Origin of the sequence: Comamonas sp. UBA7528 (genome assembly GCF_002479375.1) — a bacterium.
Classification (GTDB): domain Bacteria; phylum Pseudomonadota; class Gammaproteobacteria; order Burkholderiales; family Burkholderiaceae_C; genus Comamonas.
On record NZ_DLMU01000014.1, the window covers coordinates 353509 to 372886 of the forward strand.

A 19378-nucleotide genomic window follows, 5' to 3' on the forward strand; every position below is an offset into this window, starting at 1 on the left:
CTGACCGAACCTTTGGCTTCTGCTGTGTACCAGTCATGTGTACCAGGTTGGGAGGAAAAGTCCCTTACTTATCGGCACATCATTGACTTAGCTTAATTTGGCGGAGGCTGTGTCCGCTGGGAAGCAGTCCGAAGTTGAACGAGATAAGCTGCAATCTCTTGTGCTGCTCGGGCTTTTAGGCTGATTGGCGTCCGATGAAGTTCGATCCGGTCGTGGCTAGTTCGATACTTTATGGTAGAAAGGATGGTAGAAGTAATTTTCTTCCTCCTGACTCCTATTCGAGGTTGTATTGCCAAAGATTGCTAAAGAACTGTCCGCTCTGCAGGTAAGCAGATTGATCCAGCCTGGTCATCACCCCGTGGGTGGCGTGACTGGGTTGTATTTATACGTCACTCCCACTGGAGCTCGTTCGTGGGTCCTCAGAACCATGATCGGGAGCAAGCGCCGCCACATGGGGTTGGGGGCATTTCCTGCGGTAACTATGGCCATGGCTCGCGAAAAAGCTCGCGTTGCTCGCGATGAAGTCGAAGCAGGAACAGATCCTATTGCTGCACGCAAGCAGGCAGCAAGCAAGCTGATAGCTGAGCAGCTCAACGCAATGACCTTCGAGCAGGCAGCCAAGGCCTACATCGAGTCTCATGGTGATACTTGGAAGAATCCCAAGCATCGGGCTCAGTGGTCGTCAACGCTTGCTACATATGCCTTCCCCGTACTTGGGAGCTTGCAAACGGCTCACATCACGCAAACGCATGTCATGGCGGTGCTGGAACCTATCTGGAAGAGCAAGAACGAAACGGCGGCACGCCTGCGTGGCCGTGTTGAATCCATCCTCGACTGGGCCATCGTTCGTGGCTACCGGGAAGGTGAAAACCCCGCTAGATGGAAAGGGAGACTTGATAAGCTTTTACCTGCACCAACCAAGGTTCAGAAGACTGTCCATCACAAGGCGCTGCCTATTGACGAAGTGCCAATGTTCATGCGTGAGCTCAAAGGTAAGGAAGGGATTGCTGCGCGGGCACTTGAATTCACGGTCCTTACAGCGGCTCGAAGCGGTGAGGTTCGTGGAGCAACATGGACCGAAATCGATCTTGACGCAGGCGTATGGGTTGTTTCTGGCGAGCGTATGAAAGCCGGTCGAGAGCACCGCGTACCTTTAAGTTCGCAAGCTGTCGAGGTCTTGACTAAGCTCCCTCGTAATGTCGAGAACGACTACGTGTTCCCCTCTCCGCGCGGAAAGTGTTTGTCCGATATGTCGCTCTTGGCAGTCATGCGGCGTACGAATGCGCAAGCTGTGCCCCATGGGTTCCGTTCAACGTTTCGGGACTGGGTTGGAGAGCGAACCGACTACCCCCGTGAGTTAGCAGAGCAAGCCTTGGCGCATACCCTCGAGAGCAAGGTGGAGGCAGCCTATCGTCGTGGCGATGCTTTAGAAAAACGCAGGGGGATGATGCAGCGCTGGAGCGATTTCGTGTATGAAAAATAATATAAATAATATTTTTGGAAATAAAGATTTATTTCCAAATAAGCTCATAAAGAATGACGCTCAGCCGGAAAGGTATATTTTTTTCGACGATGAATATGCAAAAGGAAAAAATCGATGGATTGCAAAGAGTACTGCTAGGAGTCGGTTTTATGAAGAAGCAGTTTTAGCAAAGATTGTTTTTGATTACAAGAAACATCATAATGAAATTTATTGTTTAAATGGGTTTTTCTTTAATACCGAAGACCGGGAATTAGAATTCTATGATACTTTTGTCTATGCTAATATAACATTGAAAATTGCAAAACATATAGGAAGATTGAGAAAGCAAAATAAATTAACAAATATTTTTGGTGATATTGATAATTTATATCTATACTATTTAGAATCAAATGCCGTACTCAGGAATCGTTTCAAGGATTTTAAAGATAAACCTGATTACCTAGTTTGTCTGCATCCTTACATAAGGCAGGTACTGACTACCAATGATGCTGAACTGCCTCGAATAATGGATGGCAAGGACTACAAAAGATCAGAATCCGACTTCATAAGAACCGCCAACAGCAGCCGTAAAAAAATAAATGATTTCTTAATTGATAAATTCGTTAGGAATAAAAAAATATTTATCTCTCGATTTGATGTCATTTTGCGCGGTGATGAAAATTCGTGTGTAATCGAAAAATATTCATTACAAAAATACAGGCAGCAGGTTGGATTATTTTTTGAAATATTGGGTCAGTTTGAGTATGCCGTAGATGTGATATTCCCTACGGTACTGCTAACGGGAAAGATTATTCCGTCGTATTCGCCAGTGGGCCAAGTTGTACTGGTATCCACTGACAGGGTAGGCGCTAACATGAAGGCGCTTAAAGAGTTCGCCGGTCAAGAAAAGCGCTGCGAACTACTAGATTTCAAGCCCGCCAGGCCGTTTCCGAAAGGCCTAGTTCCCTGCGTTGACGGGGTGATGGAGTTCACTCCGTCAACAGTTGAAGGCATCAATCAGCTAGCAGAATTTTTGACGATCGAGAGGCGTTTCGTCGCTCCACTTCAAGGCGGCGCTGATGGTTCAGGTACGTCTCATTGCATGCGTTTTGTAGAACTGAAGCGCTAGATTTTTAACAGAATCCTTCTTTTTTAAACATAAAATTCTTCTTTTTTGCAGAAAAGTTAAGTATCTTTTGTATGGTAATTAGAAGAATGCACTGGACATTCCCGATGAGGTAGATGTGCCTTCTTGAAGAGGCACTATTTAGGATAGGTGGGACCGGTTGGATGAGGCGGAATGGAGGATGCAGAGCCTGTAAGGGGAAACCGAAGATGACTCCCTAGGAGGCGCTGTTGAGCGCTTTTTTACCGCTTGCCAGATGTTTTGAGTCGTACCAGTTCGAACACCGTCGAACTGTTCTTGCAGGCTCATTCCACAGTACTTCGCACTGCCGCAAGCCGTGCACTAATGTAGCGAGCTCTACCATGCCAACAACAGCCTCCACCCCCTTGAACCTTCTGCGAGCAAATCAAGTTTGCAGTAAGCTGAGAATTTCGAAAACCACGTTGTACGCCAAGCTCGACAAGAGCTCAAAGTACTACGACCCGGAGTTTCCCAAACAGATAAAGCTTGGAGTTAGTTCGGTTGGATGGATCGAGCAACAAGTTGACCAGTGGATCACCAACAAGTTGCTCATTGGTTAGGATATAACTTTTTAGCCCTAGCTGGATTCTAGGGCTAAATTTTCTCCACAGGCTTGGTGGATATTTGGTTTGTTTTTATTGTTTTATGAAAATTCTAGCTGGGAGTTTAGGTTATTAATTAATGATTAATGGTGCTTTAAGTGCAAATTTATAGAGATTTTAATAAAGTTAATAAATCGACTATTAATTTTAATTTTGTCAATATGGTATCTCAAAAAAATTCATGGAAGTTACTCGTGGTGAGTATCAACTATTGGCCCACTTTGTTTTTATAAGACATCTAGAAAAATTTGATAATGTCAGCTTCTAGCCTGCACATTAATGGTGGTAGAAACAAACGTTTGCGCTTAATTTAGTCGCCGCAGGGTGATGAATATACTTGCAACGTACTTCCAATGCTTTCTACTAGCGCAGCTAGGAGGTTCGGCATATTTTTACTTTGGTTAGATATTTGATTGAGAGCTCAAATAACTTGGAGATTTGAGAGTTGATATTAACCAATCTATCAAGGTAAATGCCATGAATCATAGCAATCCCCTCGAATTCCAATCTATCGATTCTGATATTGATTATGCAGCCTTAGCTGCGTGGGTCCATCGTATAAATGACTTGATGAAGAATATTTTAGAAGATCTGGAGGATGGTCCTGATGAGGAAGATTTTGACAGAATTTCATTCGATCAGAGTCTTGAGCAGGACCTACACTGCCTGCTCCTGCAGTGTCCTGCAGATCCCTTTAGCTTGGATGTCGATTCCAGATCGATCAATCCATACCTCACCGCCTTCATCATCAGTCTGGAGCAAGAGATTGTGTATCAGGATGTTGATCACTTCCAACTGTTGAGTCCTAGTCTATTGCTAGGAAGGGTTCGGGACAACTTGGACAGCAGCGAAGTGGACAAGGCAAGGGAAAATCTTAAGCGAAATGAGCGCAAGACTAGAGTATCCCTGCTCCGATACATCCTTAACCTCAAGGCCGCGTATTCCAAACTGATGATCATTCGATTGGATCTGTATACCCAAGATTGGGTTGGATCTATTCAACGCTGGGAGCTCTTGAAGAAGTTCATATCACAGCGGTTTATGGGCTTTTACATTGGCTATGCGGTGAAGTTTGAATTTGGGATGAAGAGGGGTGTGCACCTGCACACTTTGTTGTTTTTTAATGGATCAAGAGTACGTAAGGATGTAACGATTGCTAAAGCAATAGGTGAGTACTGGAAGTCTTCGGTGACGGACGGAGAGGGCACCTACAGCAATTGCAACGCTCCAGAGCATGTCAAACGTATGCGCTACCCTGCGGTAGGAACATTCCATGAGTTTGATGAGCGAACCTTCAAAGGGCTAGAGCACATAGCTAGCTATCTCACAGAACAAGACTTGGTGGTCCGCTTTGCAGTGCCAGGGCTATCCCGCAGCTTCCGCAAAGGAGTTATCTCTAGAGAAAAATCTGTTCGGATTAATAATCGGGCAAAATGGCAAGCCAAGGTGAGCTGACGTCATAGTTTCAGCGTATTGGACTGCTACCGGTCTCGCAGACGCTAGCCTAACCTTCTCGAGGTCCCTCGAACTTTGTCGGACTAATGTACCCAAGCCTCGAGCGCCGATGCATCGGGTTGTTGAGCCGAACATATCTGACCTTGCTTGCGCGAGCAGTAGACCTTTCGGGCCGTGCGCTCCGTCTTCAATCTGCTGAGAAGCTCTCTATGACCGAATTGGCCCAGTCTTCACCAGCATGATTCATGCTGCACACGATGCATTCATTGCTCATCCAACAGGCACTGGAATTGCTCACAGGCGTACCGGGTGGATTTGCTTGTGCGCGTAGCGCCTGTTCATGCATCAGTGGCTTAATGTGGGGCAGTGGAAGTCCAAAACAGTAACTGCAGCGATACTTGGTAAATCCGACCGCGGCCATGCCGGAAACAAAGATTGAGGGGGCGTGATTGCCGCACAACATCAAACATACCGCTATAACTGCGAGCGGCTACCACTATCAGACGTTTGTCGGAATTCGATTGCTTTGCAACTGGCTCGACACGCCGTCTCTTTACGACTGGGTCCAGTTCGAGTCGGATGATCAAATGGACGTCAAAGGACTCGACGACATCGTGGCGCAGCGGCCTGATGGCTTGCTAGAGTTGCTCCAGGTCAAGTTCACAGTTGATCCCTATGACTCAGCAAATGCTCTTTCCTGGAGTTGGCTGCTGCAACGGAGAGGAAAGGGAAAGTCGCTACTGGAAAAGTGGAGTGCAGCGGCATTTGCTGTTGGAATCAAAAAGCTTGGTAAGGTGGCCTTGGTCACAAATCGGCGGCCAGACGCAGATTTCGCCTCGCATCTGCATGAGAGCAAGGTCGTACTGGCTAAGCTTCCAGGCCCGTTGCGACACGAGGTCGAAGAGCACGCTGGCAGCGCTGATCGAGCGGCTTTGTTCTTCGGTCGTTTTAAGTTCGAGCATAGCTACGCTGGATATTCGCAGCTTGAACAACACGTAGGCGATGAGCTTGAGAGTCGGCATACAGACAGCTACGGCAGGCTCAACCTATTTCGTCAGGCAATTAACTGGAGCACGCTGAAGAATTCGCCCGCTCCAGAAGGACGTATCACGCTTGAGGTGCTTCGAGCCACTATATCTGAGCGGCAGCCGCGCCCCCTGGACCAGGAGTTTCGGATACCAGACGGCTATCATCCGCCCGACCCGGATTTCGCAGAGAGTTTTATTGGGGACGCCATGTCTGGCCACTGGGACCTTCGTATTTTGTGGGGATCCCCTGGGCAAGGTAAAAGTACCTTTCTGAGCTACCTGTGCGGCCAGATGACTGAGCGCGGGCTCTCGTTTGTCCGACATCACTATTTTCTGGATCTCCAAGACGCGTCTGAGCGATTTAGTCTGAAGAGTGTTGCACACTCCCTGATCACGCAGATACAGGCAAATGCTCTGTTGGAACATGCGCCGGCGAGCAGCGAGCCGGAGGACCTTCGAAAATGGCTTGCTGCCTGCGCTACAGCGCAGGCAGTCGTCGGAAAACGTTTCTTTGTCGTAATTGATGGCCTAGACCACGTCTGGCGAGAGAACGGAGAGATGATCGGTCCCTTGGATTCGCTCTTCGGGCATTTGCTGCCTCTGCCTAAGAACATGTCGTTGATTATTGGCACTCAACGCGTGGATGTTGCGCAACTCCCATCACGACTGAACAACTACGCTGACCAAGAATGCTGGGTGGAGCTACCACGCATGCGTTTGATCGCTGTTCGCTCTTGGCTGGAAGCGCAGCGAGCCGCAGGGACATTCCAACTTGAAGAATCTGTTGCGGTACCTGAGCAACTTGCAGACCTGTCGTTGGCATTCGAGCGAGCTAGTCAAGGCCATCCACTGGTCTTGACGTACACCTTCTTGGCTCTGGTTCGTTCCTCGGTGACGTTGACTGCGAGGCGTGCCAACGAGCACACGCTTGAACCCTCCGGTGACGCTCGAGCGTACTATCGAAAGCTGTGGGGCGGGTTGTCGTGGCAAGCCAAGGACGCACTTCATTTGATGGCTGCGGATGAGTTCATATGGCCGGTGGGGGCCCTACACGATTGTGTGGATCGCGAATACAGAGCGCTGGAAGATGAGTTTGGGCACTTGCTGGCCAGTGTGGATGCTGGCCTGACTGCTTTCCATGGCAGCCTTTATGTATTCGTCGCCAGCCAGCCAGATCACCCTAAGCGGTTGCAGACCTTGCTTCCAAACGTGAGGCGCTGGCTTGCGGAAGATGCTGCACCCTATTTGCGGTGGGCTTGGCTGTGGATATACGAATCTCGTCTGGGCGACTCTGCAGGGTTGTTGGACGGGACAACTCGAGAGTGGGCAATTGATGCCTTGACGCGAGCATATCCAGCAAGGCAGATCCTCCGCATTTTGGAAGTAGCAGAGGAAGTCGCATTCGTAGCTGGTGACTATGAAAAGGCCATTCGTAGACGTGCTTTGAAGAACCGCCTTGACCATGGCCTAAGCTATCAATTGGACGACGTAAGCCTCCTTGAGAGCCATGCGCTCAGCATGACTCGGGATCCGTATCCCGCGCTGTTATTGGCTTCGGAAGTGAGTCAGTCCAGCATTACAGGTCTGTATCAGTTTGCGATGCTCTGTTTGTCGGTTGGCCAGACGAAGCGTGCAGCTGATGTCCAAGAGCGGATGCGCCACAAGATCAACGACCGCATCCGCTCAGGTTCCGTACGTGCAGAGTCACCCGATCACTTTCTGGACTTATATCTGGAGGTGGCAGCCGGCACCGGCAGATATGACGCAGGAAAGGTACTAGACCTTATTCGCCGCCATGGCCATCCTGAAGAGGTTTTTGAGGCATTCTTGCGTAGGGCTAGTCGCGGCTCCGACTTGGTACCCATCATGGCTTTTGCACAGCTTCCGATGACACTGCCTATGCGTCGCATCGTCGAGATTGAGGCCGTACGAACAAGTGCTTGGATTGGTGCGAAACTGCATGAATGGGGCGGTGGTAGCCGATTCAGGAAGCATCCACTATCGGCCTGCTGGCGGCTGCTGTACCAAGGCAATGCTCGGGTTAGTTTTTTTCCGCTAGAAGGACTGCATCAAGCGCCCACTCTGAAGATGAGACGCTATGACGAGTCGAGTTTTGCCGACTACTTGCATCTAGCCTTCTTTGCATCAGTCGGCAACGTAATGCTGATGCGTGGAGCACCTAGCCCAGATGGGCTAGGTGTGTGTACGGAACGTGCATGGCTGACCACAGTTTTGGGTAAGCTGGCGGCAGCAGCTAATGCGTGTGGAGCTCTGTTTGTGCGAGGCGACTACCCACCGTTCTCGTTGATCTACCGGCTGTTGGACGTCAAGCGACCTACAAGCAATGACGACGATGCTTGGTCCGACTTCCGCTCAGCGACGAACGCGGTCACTCGGATTGCAGCGGACTTGTTCTTGCTGGGACGGCATCGCTCGCAGCTGGAGCACGTTTCCCCGCGAGAGTGGGAAAGGAGCCAGCAGTCAGACCTATTTGCGATGCACCATTGGTATGAGTTCTTCCTGAAACGTCACTTCCGATTGCTACCTGATGGAGTGGTGCGCGCAGATATAGAAGCTAGAGAGCGAACTATCCTCAGTTCCGTCGGGCCCTTCAATGAGAAGGTTACCGAGCTGGTAGAAATTTGTGACTGGGCTGCGTCCTACGGCCTTTCTGAGCTGGCTGAGCGATTGATGACCAGTGTCTATCAGTACGGGACTTCGTACGGTTGGCGTAAGGACGGGCGTTTGTCGTCTGTCCTGGCCGCAATCGTAGAGGCCTCAAATTTCGACCCGCCAGCAGCCATGAGATTGGTCGAAAAATTGGCGCCAATCTACTCGGAGATTGGCACTATGACCGAGAGGTCTGGTGCCAGTACATCCGATCTTGCCGATGTGTTATTGAAGCTGCGACCAGATGCATACGTCCGGTTCTATCGTCATCTGCTCGAACAAAGCGAATGGTACGAAGCTGAGAAGGCATTTTCTGTTTTCATTGGCAGTGTCGATTCAGCCACTCCTGCCGTTGGGGCGGTCGCCGCTTTCCTCTGGGGTGATGAAGCCACGAGCGTGAAGTGGGGCGTAAATTCGCAGCTTGATGAGATGGGAAGGCTCTGGAGTAGCCGGCGCACAGCTTTGGCGAGCGACGAAAGCGGCCAATCTCTTATGGACATGAATGCTGATAGGTTGGCCATGCCGGATATCGAGGCCTACCCTCCGGCGAAACTTCCCGAGTTCACTGCCGCTGTCCGGGACGCGGGCGGATATAGCAGATCCGAGCTGTGGTCCGTTCGGTGGTTTGAGCATTGGCAGGGCGAGGGTCGCGGCGCGGAGCTGCTAGAAGCGTTGGAGGCTGCACTTGAAGGCGACAAATATGCCGCCGAGACGGCGTTGTTGGACCGAGCATTTCAACTATCTCTCAGCCTCCAAGGTCCGAAGAAGGCCTTTCGCTGGCTCATTGAGGCTCAGCGCTATCGCCGTGGATGGTCGAAGCACTATCACGGGCATGTTGAAGCAGCACAACGCATTGCGCTGGTGGTGACGCATTACCCGAAGCGATGGGAGGAGTTCGTCGTTCAGAGTTCGCGGCAACTGCCAGCGCTAGACGATCCTGCACGTGTGATTCCGGATGTGGCTTTCGTTAGCCTGCTGTTTCAGGTTCGCGAAATCCCGAGGGCGCTGAGCGTCTTGAACGCCATCGTGGATTCCACAGTCGAGGAGTTTGCGGTTCAGCCACTAACAACGCCTTCATGGCTTGATGAGAGCACCACATGAACCTGAGGCAGATTGCGGATCTGACGGTTGCTCGCTTAGGGATGCCAATCCCTATGGCCAAGCTCGTGACGATGCAAGCTATCGCGCAAGAGCTCGCTAGGAGAGAAACTGGAAAGGTGTTCGCTGAATCTCTTGCCGACTGGGCTTCCAGCAGGGAGCTAGAGTCCCAGTGTTTGGAAGCACTTTGTCCACTTTTGGTTGCCTTGCCCAAGCAAGAGACGGTTGCGCTAATTCGCAAAGCCATTAGTCGACCATCCGTTGCATCGGATGCCCTCCTGTCAATCGCAACAGGTTCGCCGACCATCATCGCATCATGGACGGGGTGCCATTCCGGGCCTGCATCGCGACATGACGATCTTCACGAGGAACTCACGGAGCTTTGTGAGGGAACCTTCATTTCACCCATCTACGGTAATCGGTTTGAGCGTCTTCAAGCCAGAACAGATCTGCCATTCTTATCGCAATGGGGATTTGAGTATCGGCAACTACTTTCCCGCTTTGGCAGGAAGGGTGACGGATACATCCGCTACTTCTGTGGTTCCGACCGTGAGACTGGAGGTTATTTCGTTGCGCGGCAAGGGCATCTGGCAAGGTCTGCTTTCCTGCGCACACTTGCGTTCGCCGTGGATCACTGGGATATGCCGATAAGCGCAGCCATTTCTTGCGCAGAGTTGGCATATCCGGCTGAGGCAATCTTCTTGCGCTTTCCGCCACAGCCCGCGCCAACGTGGGCTAGCAAAGTGCAATCACGAGCCGCTGCAGAAGCACAGGATGCATCGACAGTTGCCAAGACGCTTATTGACACTATCGAAGTCGAGGTGTCAGGCCGATTAATCCACTGCTCTTTCACCGTTGTTGATGAGCCAAAGGTCCGCGTTGATTTCGAAGCCTTTGCGGTCTCACAGGTCAGTGAGAACTTAGATGTAGACGAGGTGTTTGAGTTTCATCAGGGCCTGCTAGGAGAGTTTAGCCCTGATCGAGATGCGCTTCGTGCGTTTGTGTCCCCGGAGTGGAGTTTCCAAGGAGACATGGATCTTGGTTTTGCACCGCTGGTGCTGCCGCTTTTGGGACATCACATCGGCTATCTTCAGGCAGACCTTCTTGGCAGAGCACCTTATGTGCCTGTGTCTTCGCCAGGTCTACCCAACCTTGAGTTGGTTCCCACAGATGGTTGTGCGACATTTAGATCGGATGGTCGGAATGTGGGCTCGTGGGTGTGGTGGTGCTGGCATTGGCGGCCAACTCACGTACGGGAGCAACCACCGTCTATTGCCTGCTGTACTACCTTGACGTATGAAGCATCACGAGCGTTGGTTAATCACCTTGGCGGAAAAATCGGACACATATGGCGGATAACGAGGTGGACCCGCGACAATGACTATGGAAAATGGGCTGAGAGCAAAACTACAGGATGGCACCCACGTTAGCGTGGAATGGGTACTCTAAGCATGGTGCGCTCACTTACTATTACTCCCGATTCAGCAGCGCTTTCCAGCCAGAATCTCTCACCAATAGCTTGTACCGAGCCGTATGGCGTTGGCACTTTTATGCCGGCTTGTTGGTGATGCCGCTAGGGTGTTGCAACGACCGGTTAAATCCGCCAGCGAGTGCTGTCAGTCGCTGTCTGAGTGTTCGCAGCAAATCCACCAGACGTTCGCACAGTAAAACCACCACTGATTCGCATCGAAAATCCACCATCGAATCGCGCAGTGGCATGAGCTGTTAACGCTGATGTAGTCGATAGCTAGCTCCGGTGCAATTGAACCTTGCACTGGATTTTCTGTGATGGCTGCTCTCGGCCAGAATCGGACCGCCATGGCGCACCTGCGCATGAAAGTTTCAGGCGGGCTACAGTCATTCAGTTCAGAAAGACCAATGACTGCTGATGCCAAGGGCAGCCAGTGACCTGAGGCTTTGCTGAAGTCCTGTCATGGTCTGAAAGTTGTCTAGTAAATCTGGCTGATTCACTTCAAAAGGTTCACTCGTTGTTACACTTGATACACCTTTGGCTATGGTGGGCTAGCCAACCAAGTGAAAGAACGAAATTAAGGGTAGCAAGGACCTTGCGACACAACCTGTCGCAATGGTTATCTAAAGTTGGGGCACTTTCAACAGGAACGTTCCCAGGATGACCGTATTTTCCGAACGCAAGGTGAGTTCAAAAGGCGAAAAACTGGCCCAACGCATCTCAGGCATCCTGGCCCAGTTGCATCAAGGCAATCATCTTGACAAGCACGTGCTGGCCGACCGGTTTCAGGTCGATGTGCGGACCATCGAACGCGATTTGGCCGAGCGCCTGGATGGTATCGTGGAGCGCAACGCGCAGGGCCATTGGCAGTTGGTCCATGCGGCACGCGGCGCGATCCCGGCTCGGCACCTGACCGAATATGCGCGTCTGAGCGGCACGCAGCATCTGTTCCCCGACAGCAGTCGGCCTTACCTGCTGCAGCAACTCGACAAGCCTGGCAATCGTCGAACGATGCAGGTCCAGCCTGCTGCCACCGAGGACCTAGGGGCTACGACGCCCTACTTCGCTCGCCTCGCAGCCGCTATTGATCACTGCTTTGAATGCCGCTTCGAATACAAGGGCAAGGTCCGGCGAGTGCAACCCTACCGCCTGATCCATAAACAAGGCATTTGGTACTTGGCTGCCACCGACGGCGAGCGACTCAAGAATTTCAGTGTAGCGCTGGTCACGGGATTGGAGGTCGACGACGGGTGCCGATTTTCGCCCAAACCCGAGCACCACGATTACATCGACGGAAAGGATGACGTCTGGTTCACTTCCGAAACCGTCGAAGTAATCCTGCGGGTTGCGCCTGTCGCGGCCCATTACTTCACACGCCGAGCACTCCTGCCCAGGCAACGGCATCGCGTGCACGCCGATGGCTCACTGATCGTCACCTCCCAGATCAGCCACCTTCAGCAGTTACTGCCCGTCGTGCGCTACTGGCTGCCGCATGTGCGGATCGTTCAGCCAACACAGTGGCACGAGCATCTGGTCTCCGAATTGAAACAGGCTCTGGAGCTCTGGGATTTGCCCTAGACCGGCAACTGAGCGCACCCATAAGGAACCAAACGTGCCATTCATTCTTTTCTCGATTTGCCTCTTCCTGATCTTCTGCGCGCTCTACGGCATCTCATCGGGCGTGAACGCGGTCCTGCGGTTGTTTTCGCGAGGCAGGGCGGGCCACGCTGACGCTGCCAACCAGATTCTGCAGGCTCCCGGGCGCAGGGCGGCGAACGGTGCCCTCGAGCAATGCATCGCTGATCTTGACAGGTTGTTCGAGCTCCAGCAGCGCGGTGCATTGACTCGTCATGAATTCGAAGCGCTGAAACACCACCTGATACAGCGAGCTGCATCGGCGACCTGACCTCGTCGCAATACTTCCTTCCCCCATTCTTCAACCACCTCAGGGATACATCACATGCCAATTCCATTCATCATCGGCGCGGCAGTTCTCGCCGCAGGAGCCTACGGAGCCAAAAAGGGCTACGACGGCTACCAGAAGCATTCCGAAGCTGATGAGATCGTCAAGAGTGCACAAAACCGCTATGACCGAAAGAAGACGGAATTCGACGAACAGGAGAGCGACACCCAGACGGCGCTGGCCAGCTTAGGCAAACTAGAGCTGAGCATCGGCAAGAGCTTTGCTGAGTTCAAGACACTAGCCGACTCGCTGTTGGACAAACTCCAGCAGGATGGCCGCAAGGACCTAGCCATCCATGTGCCGCGGCAGACGTTACAGCGGGTCGAGAACTACAGCTACTCCGCCATCGGCGTGCTGGGTAGTGTGGTCGGCGCCGGCGCAGCGGGTGCCGCCGCCGGGTTCGCCGTGTATGGTGGAGTCATGACCCTGGGCGCGGCATCCACTGGAACGGCGATTTCTTCGCTGGCCGGCGTTGCCGCGACCAACGCCACGCTAGCAGCCATCGGTGGCGGCTCAATCGCCACTGGCGGCCTAGGCATTGCCGGCGGCACGGCTATTCTCGGTGCGGCCGTAGCGGCCCCAGTACTGGCCATCGCCGGCTGGGCCTATGACAGCCACGGTGAAGAAGCGCTGAAAAACGCCCGCCGTGCCGACCGAGAAGTCGACAGTGCGACCGCTAAGCTCGACAAGGCCGGCAAGATGCTGGGCGACGTTGAGGACTACGCGCGCAGGATCAAGCGTACGCTGACATCCATCTTCGGCCACTTCAATCAGTATTTCGACAATTTGAAGAACATCAACACCTTTGTTGAGGACCTGAAAGGTCGCAACGTCGACGTTGAGGCCGAGCTGGCGAAGCATGGTGACGACATTATTCAGGCGATTGAAAATGGCTACGCCTTGGCGGCATTGCTCACCGACCTCATCACGACGCCGATCTTCAAGGTCCAGGAAAAGAACGGCGAAGTGGTCCGTGATGCCAACGGTGTGCCTCAGATGCAAAAGGATGCCGACGGTTCCATGATCCTGAATGACACAGGCCTGGACGGCGCCATCGCCAAAGCCCGAGACGACGCCGATCAATACGCCGCAGCCTGACGCTGCCACGCTCCATATGAGGGGTGCTGCACCCCTCGTTCACTCCCCGCGAACGCCAGCCCGACATCGATATCGACATCATGCAAGTAACCGCCGCCAACTACCCTTGGGCCGACGAACTGGAAAAGACCGTGGTGAACAGCCTAGTGACCAGTTTCGGTCTGGACTTTTTGCTTTTCAAGGACAAGCTCGGAGGAGACGTCAACACCATTCACAACGTGCGCCAGAAGGTGTGGGCCACTGAACAAGAGAGTCAGCGCTACGAGCAGCGTGGCGACTATACCGACCACAAAAAAGCGTACCACCAGCACGAGAACTACAAAGCGACGGGTGCGCGCGACAAGGGCCTGCAGCAAGAGGGTAAGCTCCACGACGTCTACCGGTCGAAGACAATGGCGGCGCACGAGCAGCGCAATCTTGACCATGTGATTTCGGCCAGCGAGATCCACGACGACGCCGGCCGCGTGCTGGCGGAACTTGATGGCGTGGCTCTGGCGAACCAGAGCAGCAACCTGCAGACCACGCACGAAAGCATCAATAAGTCCAAAAAGCAGACACCCACTACCGAATACATCAGAAAGCTTCCGGACCTGATTGCATCGCACGAAGACGGTTTGGCCAAGGATACTGCGCGGCTGGCTACCATGCCGCGCGACACCCCCGAGCAGGTCCACCGGGCGCGTGAGATGGAGGACCGTATCCGCAAGGGCCAACAGAAAATCGACACCCTGAAATCCATCGACACACAGGCAATGCTGGCCAAGGACTCAGCGGCTCGCAAGGCCTACGACGCCGAGATCAATCGGCGCTATTACACCAGCAGCAAATTCCTGGGCGCAAGCGCTTCAGCGGCGTGCTCAGCCGGCTGGCGGATGGGAACGCGGCAGATGTTGGGCATGGTTTTGGCTGAGTTCTGGTTCGAGCTGCGCAGTAGCCTTCCGCATATTCTCGAGAAGCTGCGCGGCGACTTCCGCTTTTCTGCCTTCCTTGCGCAGGTCAAACGGACGATGCGCAACATCTGGACGCGGCTGCAGGCGCGCTTCCAAGACTTCCTTACCGCTTTCCGGGAAGGCGTTTTCGCGGGTATTCTTTCTAGCGTCATGACGACCTTGTTCAACATCTTCGCGACTACCAGCAAGGGCATGATCAAGATCATTCGGGAGATGTGGGCGCAACTGGTCAAGGCCATCAAGCTGCTAGCTTTCAACCCAGAACAGCTGCCCTTCGTCGAGTTGTGCAAGGCCGTCGTAACCATACTCAATTCGGGCGTGGCAGCCGTGCTCGGCGCAATCGTGTATGCCGAGTTAGCGGCGATCTGTCAGTTTCCGTTCGGCGGCGAGCTAGCCGCGTTCTGCGGCGCGCTGGTGACCGGGGTTGTCACACTCGGATTGAACTATTTCATTCTTCACAGCGCCGTGGCCGGCAAGGTTTGGGGTTTCGTGCAGGGCCTGATGCCGCACAACGGCGTGGTCTTGAAGTTCCAAGCTGTCAATGCCGAACTGGACCGCTACCTAGGCGAGCTGGCCCGCCTGGAGTTCAACCTCGACCCGAGCGAGCTAGAGGCTTTCGAGGAAGCGCTGTCCGATTGCACGACAGAACTCGAGCGTGCGGGCTTGCTGAAGGCAGAGCTGCAGACGCGAGGCCTCGAGCTGCCATTCGACATGGGCAAGCCGGCCAGCACGCGAAAGTGGCTGGCGTCGCTAGCCAAAACGTGAGCGACGCTGTGCCGGACACGACGAACCCGCCATTCCCATGCAACGGGTGTGGGCTGTGTTGCGAGCAGGTGCATCGGTCGCCTGAAACCGCGTTCCTGGACGCTGGCAACGGCAGTTGCAGACATTTCGATGCAACCGGCCGGCATTGCACCATCTATGCGTCGCGGCCCGACATCTGCCGGGTCGACCGACAGTATGTGCTGCGATTTCACACCCAGTGCACCTGGGATGAGTTCGTGGCGATCAACATCCGGGCATGCAGGCAACTGGCAGAGCTGCATGAGGATGTCTGACTCTGATTCGACCTTCGGTTGGCAACTGCGCCGAGAATCGCTCTGCGGTCAACTCTCACCTTGAACCTTGAGTTCATGCACCGCGTCCATCCACCAACTTGAAGCTTGATGGTGACGACCAGTGCCCGCCGCCTGCTCAGTGCCCTGTGAGACATACAAGGGCATGTACACACTGAATGACCGCAGGGCGCACACTTCCGGTCACTTGCATACCCCACCTTTGGTCTCCGCAATCGCTGCACAACAGACATCTGATGCCGCAGCATGGACGGCCGCAATGGGTCGTTTTGCGACATTGCACCTCTAAGAACGTTGACCTGCTAGAGACATTCTGCGTGGTAAAAAAAGTAGTGGGATTGTATGCATATCGTTGGCGGGGCTGGCATGCGAATTAATGGTGGTTTTACTGTGCGAACGCTTGGTGGATTTCATGCGAATACTCAGCTGTCACTCGCCGAACTCACGCTGACTGCCTTTAACCGGCCGCCCGACCTCGCAATGGTTAGTCGCGCGAAGGTCGCAGGGCTCGCCTTTCGCGGACATCGTCACTGAACGCATTAATACCCAGCGCGAGCGGGCTTGCCCATGCGTTGGCCTAGTCGGACTGATGGGCAGGAGCGATAGCGTGCGTTGCCTGAAATGGTTCCAGCTGTGTGCCTTACGTTGCTTTAGCCTCGGGCGTTTTGACAGCCTTTGGGGCTGCGGGTGCTTTGGGGGTAGTACGTGCCCTGGGCGCCTTAGCCTTGTAATCCTTGAGAAGCGTCTCCGGCATAAGGTAGAGATCGCCGCGTGCCCGTGAACAGGCCACATAGAGTTTGTTGCGGGAAATGGCCGCGAGCTTCGTCCCCAATGTGCGGTCCTGAAAATTTTTCCAGGTGGTTGGGTTGAGCACGACACACACGTCCTGGTAATGGTCCTGGCCCTTGGAAGATCCCCAGGTCTGCCCGTAGCAGGGGTATGCGTAATGCTCCTGGTAGAAGAGCTTCACCATGGCCTCCTGGCAGAAGATCTGTGCGGCCTGCTGCGCGTCCTCTACGACTTGAACCCGCGACTGCCGGTCCTGAGCCGGGTGGATCTCGACACCGATATGGTCCCGTATGAACTCGCAGACCGTTGCACTACAGCGGTGACTCTTCCGCAGGGCTTGGGTGTCGATGATCAGTCCCACGCTCCGCAGCTCGCGCTGGAACCGTTCGTAGCTATCGTGCAGGCCTTGCTTGACGTTGCCGTCCGTGCTGGTGGAGTAGGTGTGCTGGAAGAAGTCGCCGACGAAGAGGGTCTGGACATTGGCCCTAGCGATTTGCAGCAGCAGGGTGAAGTCGTGGCCGCCGAAATCCTGGACCTCATCAACGCAGACCATGTCGTAGTACCGTTCCAGGCGTCGGAGTAACGCTGGCATGCAACCCATGGCATCCAGGGCCCTGGCCATGCGGGAATGGTACATGCGTCCTCCCGCGGTCACATACCTAGCGCGAGCGCTGGTCTTCTGGCGGGATGAGTAAGGATCGGGTCGTTCGAAGCTGATGCCCTTGGTCTTGAAGTCGACGAGCAGCAGTGGCCGGTAGCAGAAGGAATTGAGGAAAGTGAAATAGGTGCTGACCGTGACGTTGTCTGGGACATGGCCAAAACGCCGGATCACCCTGCGCCGGATCTCTGCGCAGTTGTTCTCGGTGTAGGTCAGCAGCAGAACCCGCTTGTGCAGGTCGAGCTCGTTGATCAGTAGCGTCGTCTTGCCGGACCCCGCCACGGCAAAGACTACGCGCTTATCCATTGGATTGCCTCCTGGATATACGCCGGAGCGATCAGCTCATTCTCCTTCTTGAGCAGGAGTTCGAAAGCCGCATCGGCCTTGTTGGCTAGCATATAAGGCAGGGCTTCAAGAGTCATGCGCGGCTTGATGAGCGCCTCTTCGCACAAGGCCTGGTTGTCGTTGAAGAGACAGATCTCGAAGGTCTTGCGCAGGTTGTCCTTGTCGGCAAATATCTTGGCGTTGGGCATGGCATGGCCGGCGTAGTTGTCCACGCAGTTACGCTGGTAGTCGCCGTCGTTGTCGCGGATGACAGCGACCTTGACATTCAGCAGCTTAGCCAGATCCAAGTAGCGTTTAAAGCTGGTGCCACCCACGGAAATGACATGAATGCGGTTGGCCTGCAAACTGACGCCAGCGTGCTTGCGATACAGGGCATCCATGAGGATGAACTCTGCATCGCCCTCGACCAGGATGACCTTTTTAGAAAGGGCGAATTCGAGGACGTTGTTGTCCGGCGCCTTCATGAAGAACTTGGCGGTGTCGTCCGGCAGGCCATCCAGCCGTGTCATCTGGCCGGCCGCGCCGAGTAGGATAGCCTTCTGCAGACTAAGGCGGGCGGAGATCAGGCTGCTGTGGGTGGCGATGAAGAGCTGCTTGTTGTCCGCGCCCGCGATGCGGTCGACGAGTTTGTTCATCGCTGTGTGACTGAGGTGGTTCTCAGGCTCTTCTAGCAGGATCACATCCAGCCGCTCTTCTGCCTTGCGCCGTCGCAGGGCGAACTCGGTCTTGACGAAGCACTGGTGGCCCTTGCCCTTGTTTTCGATGGGTATCCCGTCTTCTGTGATGACCAAGTCTGTTTCCAGGTTGGCCTTGGTACTGGTCCGTATGGCGAACTGGTAGTCGGCGAGGTCACCGTTCAAATCCGCGAGGTAGTCGTCGCGAAAGCTGCTCTTGTTTTGGCGGTAGGCGTTCTCCAGCCTGCTGCGGGCGCGGACATCCGCATGCAGTGTGAAGACCGTACGGGTGTACTCGCGTGCCGCATATTCGCTGTCGATGCGGGAGCTGTCGATGGCCAGATGGTGGACATGGCGCTTGACGCTGGAATAAGCTTCTCCGCCAAACGTCATGAATTGGACGCCGTAGTATTCATACGGGAAATTCGTCGGATCTGCTTTAAGCGCCTCGGCAATATCCTTGCTGAAGTCGTCGATGGGTTTGTAGACCATCTGCAGACCATCGCATTCACGCTTCCTGGAGTTGTTGTTCCCATTGAGGCCAGGGATGCCCTTGCCGGCCAGGTAAAGTTCGACTACAAGCTCCGGCAAGTCCGCCACTGTCCTCGCCCCTGCTTGATACGCCTGCACAGCTTTGGCGTTGAGTAGGGTTTCGACCCCGACGGACTCGACCTTGGAGCGGCTCCCACTCATGGCCAACTCCAGTGCGAGCAACACGGAGCTCTTGCCGGCCTCGTTGTCGCCTATGAGCAAGTTCAGATCTGGTGAGAAATCCAGCTCCAGTCGCTCGAATTTCTTGAAATTCAACAGCACGAGTTTCTCGATTGACGGCATCACTGTCCTTGTCTGGCTTTATGGAATACACGGGTGTTGCGCCATGGCTGAAAGCACA

The 19378-nt window shown here is 53.9% G+C and carries 12 protein-coding genes; 10 read left to right on the top strand and 2 right to left on the bottom strand.

The genetic code is table 11. The features are described 5' to 3' along the window. The first annotated feature begins 334 nt into the window (after positions 1-334). From B3349_RS17305 to B3349_RS17345, 10 genes are all read left to right on the top strand, one after another. A complete protein-coding gene (locus B3349_RS17305; RefSeq protein WP_349682198.1) occupies positions 335-1483 on the top strand; it encodes a tyrosine-type recombinase/integrase in 1149 nt (382 codons plus the stop codon). After that, positions 1473-2591, top strand: coding sequence for a hypothetical protein (locus tag B3349_RS17310; RefSeq protein WP_291590601.1), 1119 nt, complete (start codon positions 1473-1475; stop codon positions 2589-2591). The genes B3349_RS17305 and B3349_RS17310 overlap by 11 nt, the downstream gene beginning before the upstream one ends. Before the next feature lie 359 nt (positions 2592-2950). Further along, on the top strand, positions 2951-3169 hold the full coding sequence (locus tag B3349_RS20670; protein ID WP_414646929.1) for a helix-turn-helix transcriptional regulator: 219 nt from the start codon (positions 2951-2953) through the stop codon (positions 3167-3169). A 519-nt stretch (positions 3170-3688) separates the two neighbouring features. Further along, a complete protein-coding gene (locus B3349_RS17315; RefSeq protein ID WP_291590603.1) occupies positions 3689-4666 on the top strand; it encodes a YagK/YfjJ domain-containing protein in 978 nt (325 codons plus the stop codon). A gap of 449 nt (positions 4667-5115) precedes the next feature. Continuing rightward, positions 5116-9465 carry a P-loop domain-containing protein gene (locus tag B3349_RS17320; protein ID WP_291590606.1) on the top strand — a complete coding sequence of 1450 codons (4350 nt, stop codon included), beginning with the start codon at positions 5116-5118 and terminating at the stop codon, positions 9463-9465. Continuing rightward, positions 9462-10892, top strand: coding sequence for a hypothetical protein (locus B3349_RS17325; RefSeq protein ID WP_291590609.1), 1431 nt, complete (start codon positions 9462-9464; stop codon positions 10890-10892). The genes B3349_RS17320 and B3349_RS17325 overlap by 4 nt, the downstream gene beginning before the upstream one ends. A 701-nt stretch (positions 10893-11593) precedes the next feature. Beyond that, positions 11594-12511, top strand: coding sequence for a helix-turn-helix transcriptional regulator (locus B3349_RS17330; RefSeq protein WP_291590610.1), 918 nt, complete (start codon positions 11594-11596; stop codon positions 12509-12511). A 34-nt stretch (positions 12512-12545) separates the two neighbouring features. Beyond that, the gene (locus B3349_RS17335; RefSeq protein ID WP_291590613.1) at positions 12546-12839 is read left to right on the top strand and encodes a hypothetical protein; all 294 of its coding nucleotides are present in this window, start codon (positions 12546-12548) and stop codon (positions 12837-12839) included. A gap of 54 nt (positions 12840-12893) precedes the next feature. Continuing rightward, positions 12894-13994, top strand: coding sequence for a chemotaxis protein (locus B3349_RS17340; protein WP_291590614.1), 1101 nt, complete (start codon positions 12894-12896; stop codon positions 13992-13994). Between the two features lie 23 nt (positions 13995-14017). After that, on the top strand, positions 14018-15709 hold the full coding sequence (locus B3349_RS17345) for a hypothetical protein (RefSeq protein ID WP_291590616.1): 1692 nt from the start codon (positions 14018-14020) through the stop codon (positions 15707-15709). Between the two features lie 951 nt (positions 15710-16660). Here the strand turns inward: B3349_RS17345 and B3349_RS17350 are convergent. Continuing rightward, on the bottom strand, positions 16661-17773 hold the full coding sequence (locus B3349_RS17350) for a DEAD/DEAH box helicase (protein WP_291590617.1): 1113 nt from the start codon (positions 17771-17773) through the stop codon (positions 16661-16663). Beyond that, positions 17758-19320, bottom strand: coding sequence for an ATP-dependent nuclease (locus B3349_RS17355; RefSeq protein WP_291590619.1), 1563 nt, complete (start codon positions 19318-19320; stop codon positions 17758-17760). The genes B3349_RS17350 and B3349_RS17355 overlap by 16 nt, the downstream gene beginning before the upstream one ends. Positions 19321-19378 lie beyond the last annotated feature (58 nt).

Coding starts and splice junctions, on each gene's coding strand:
- B3349_RS17310 (WP_291590601.1), top strand. CDS start 1,473: ATGAAAAATAATATAAATAATATTTTTGGAAATAAAGATTTATTTCCA.
- B3349_RS20670 (WP_414646929.1), top strand. CDS start 2,951: ATGCCAACAACAGCCTCCACCCCCTTGAACCTTCTGCGAGCAAATCAA.
- B3349_RS17315 (WP_291590603.1), top strand. CDS start 3,689: ATGAATCATAGCAATCCCCTCGAATTCCAATCTATCGATTCTGATATT.
- B3349_RS17325 (WP_291590609.1), top strand. CDS start 9,462: ATGAACCTGAGGCAGATTGCGGATCTGACGGTTGCTCGCTTAGGGATG.
- B3349_RS17330 (WP_291590610.1), top strand. CDS start 11,594: ATGACCGTATTTTCCGAACGCAAGGTGAGTTCAAAAGGCGAAAAACTG.
- B3349_RS17340 (WP_291590614.1), top strand. CDS start 12,894: ATGCCAATTCCATTCATCATCGGCGCGGCAGTTCTCGCCGCAGGAGCC.
- B3349_RS17350 (WP_291590617.1), bottom strand. CDS start 17,773: ATGGATAAGCGCGTAGTCTTTGCCGTGGCGGGGTCCGGCAAGACGACG.
- B3349_RS17355 (WP_291590619.1), bottom strand. CDS start 19,320: ATGCCGTCAATCGAGAAACTCGTGCTGTTGAATTTCAAGAAATTCGAG.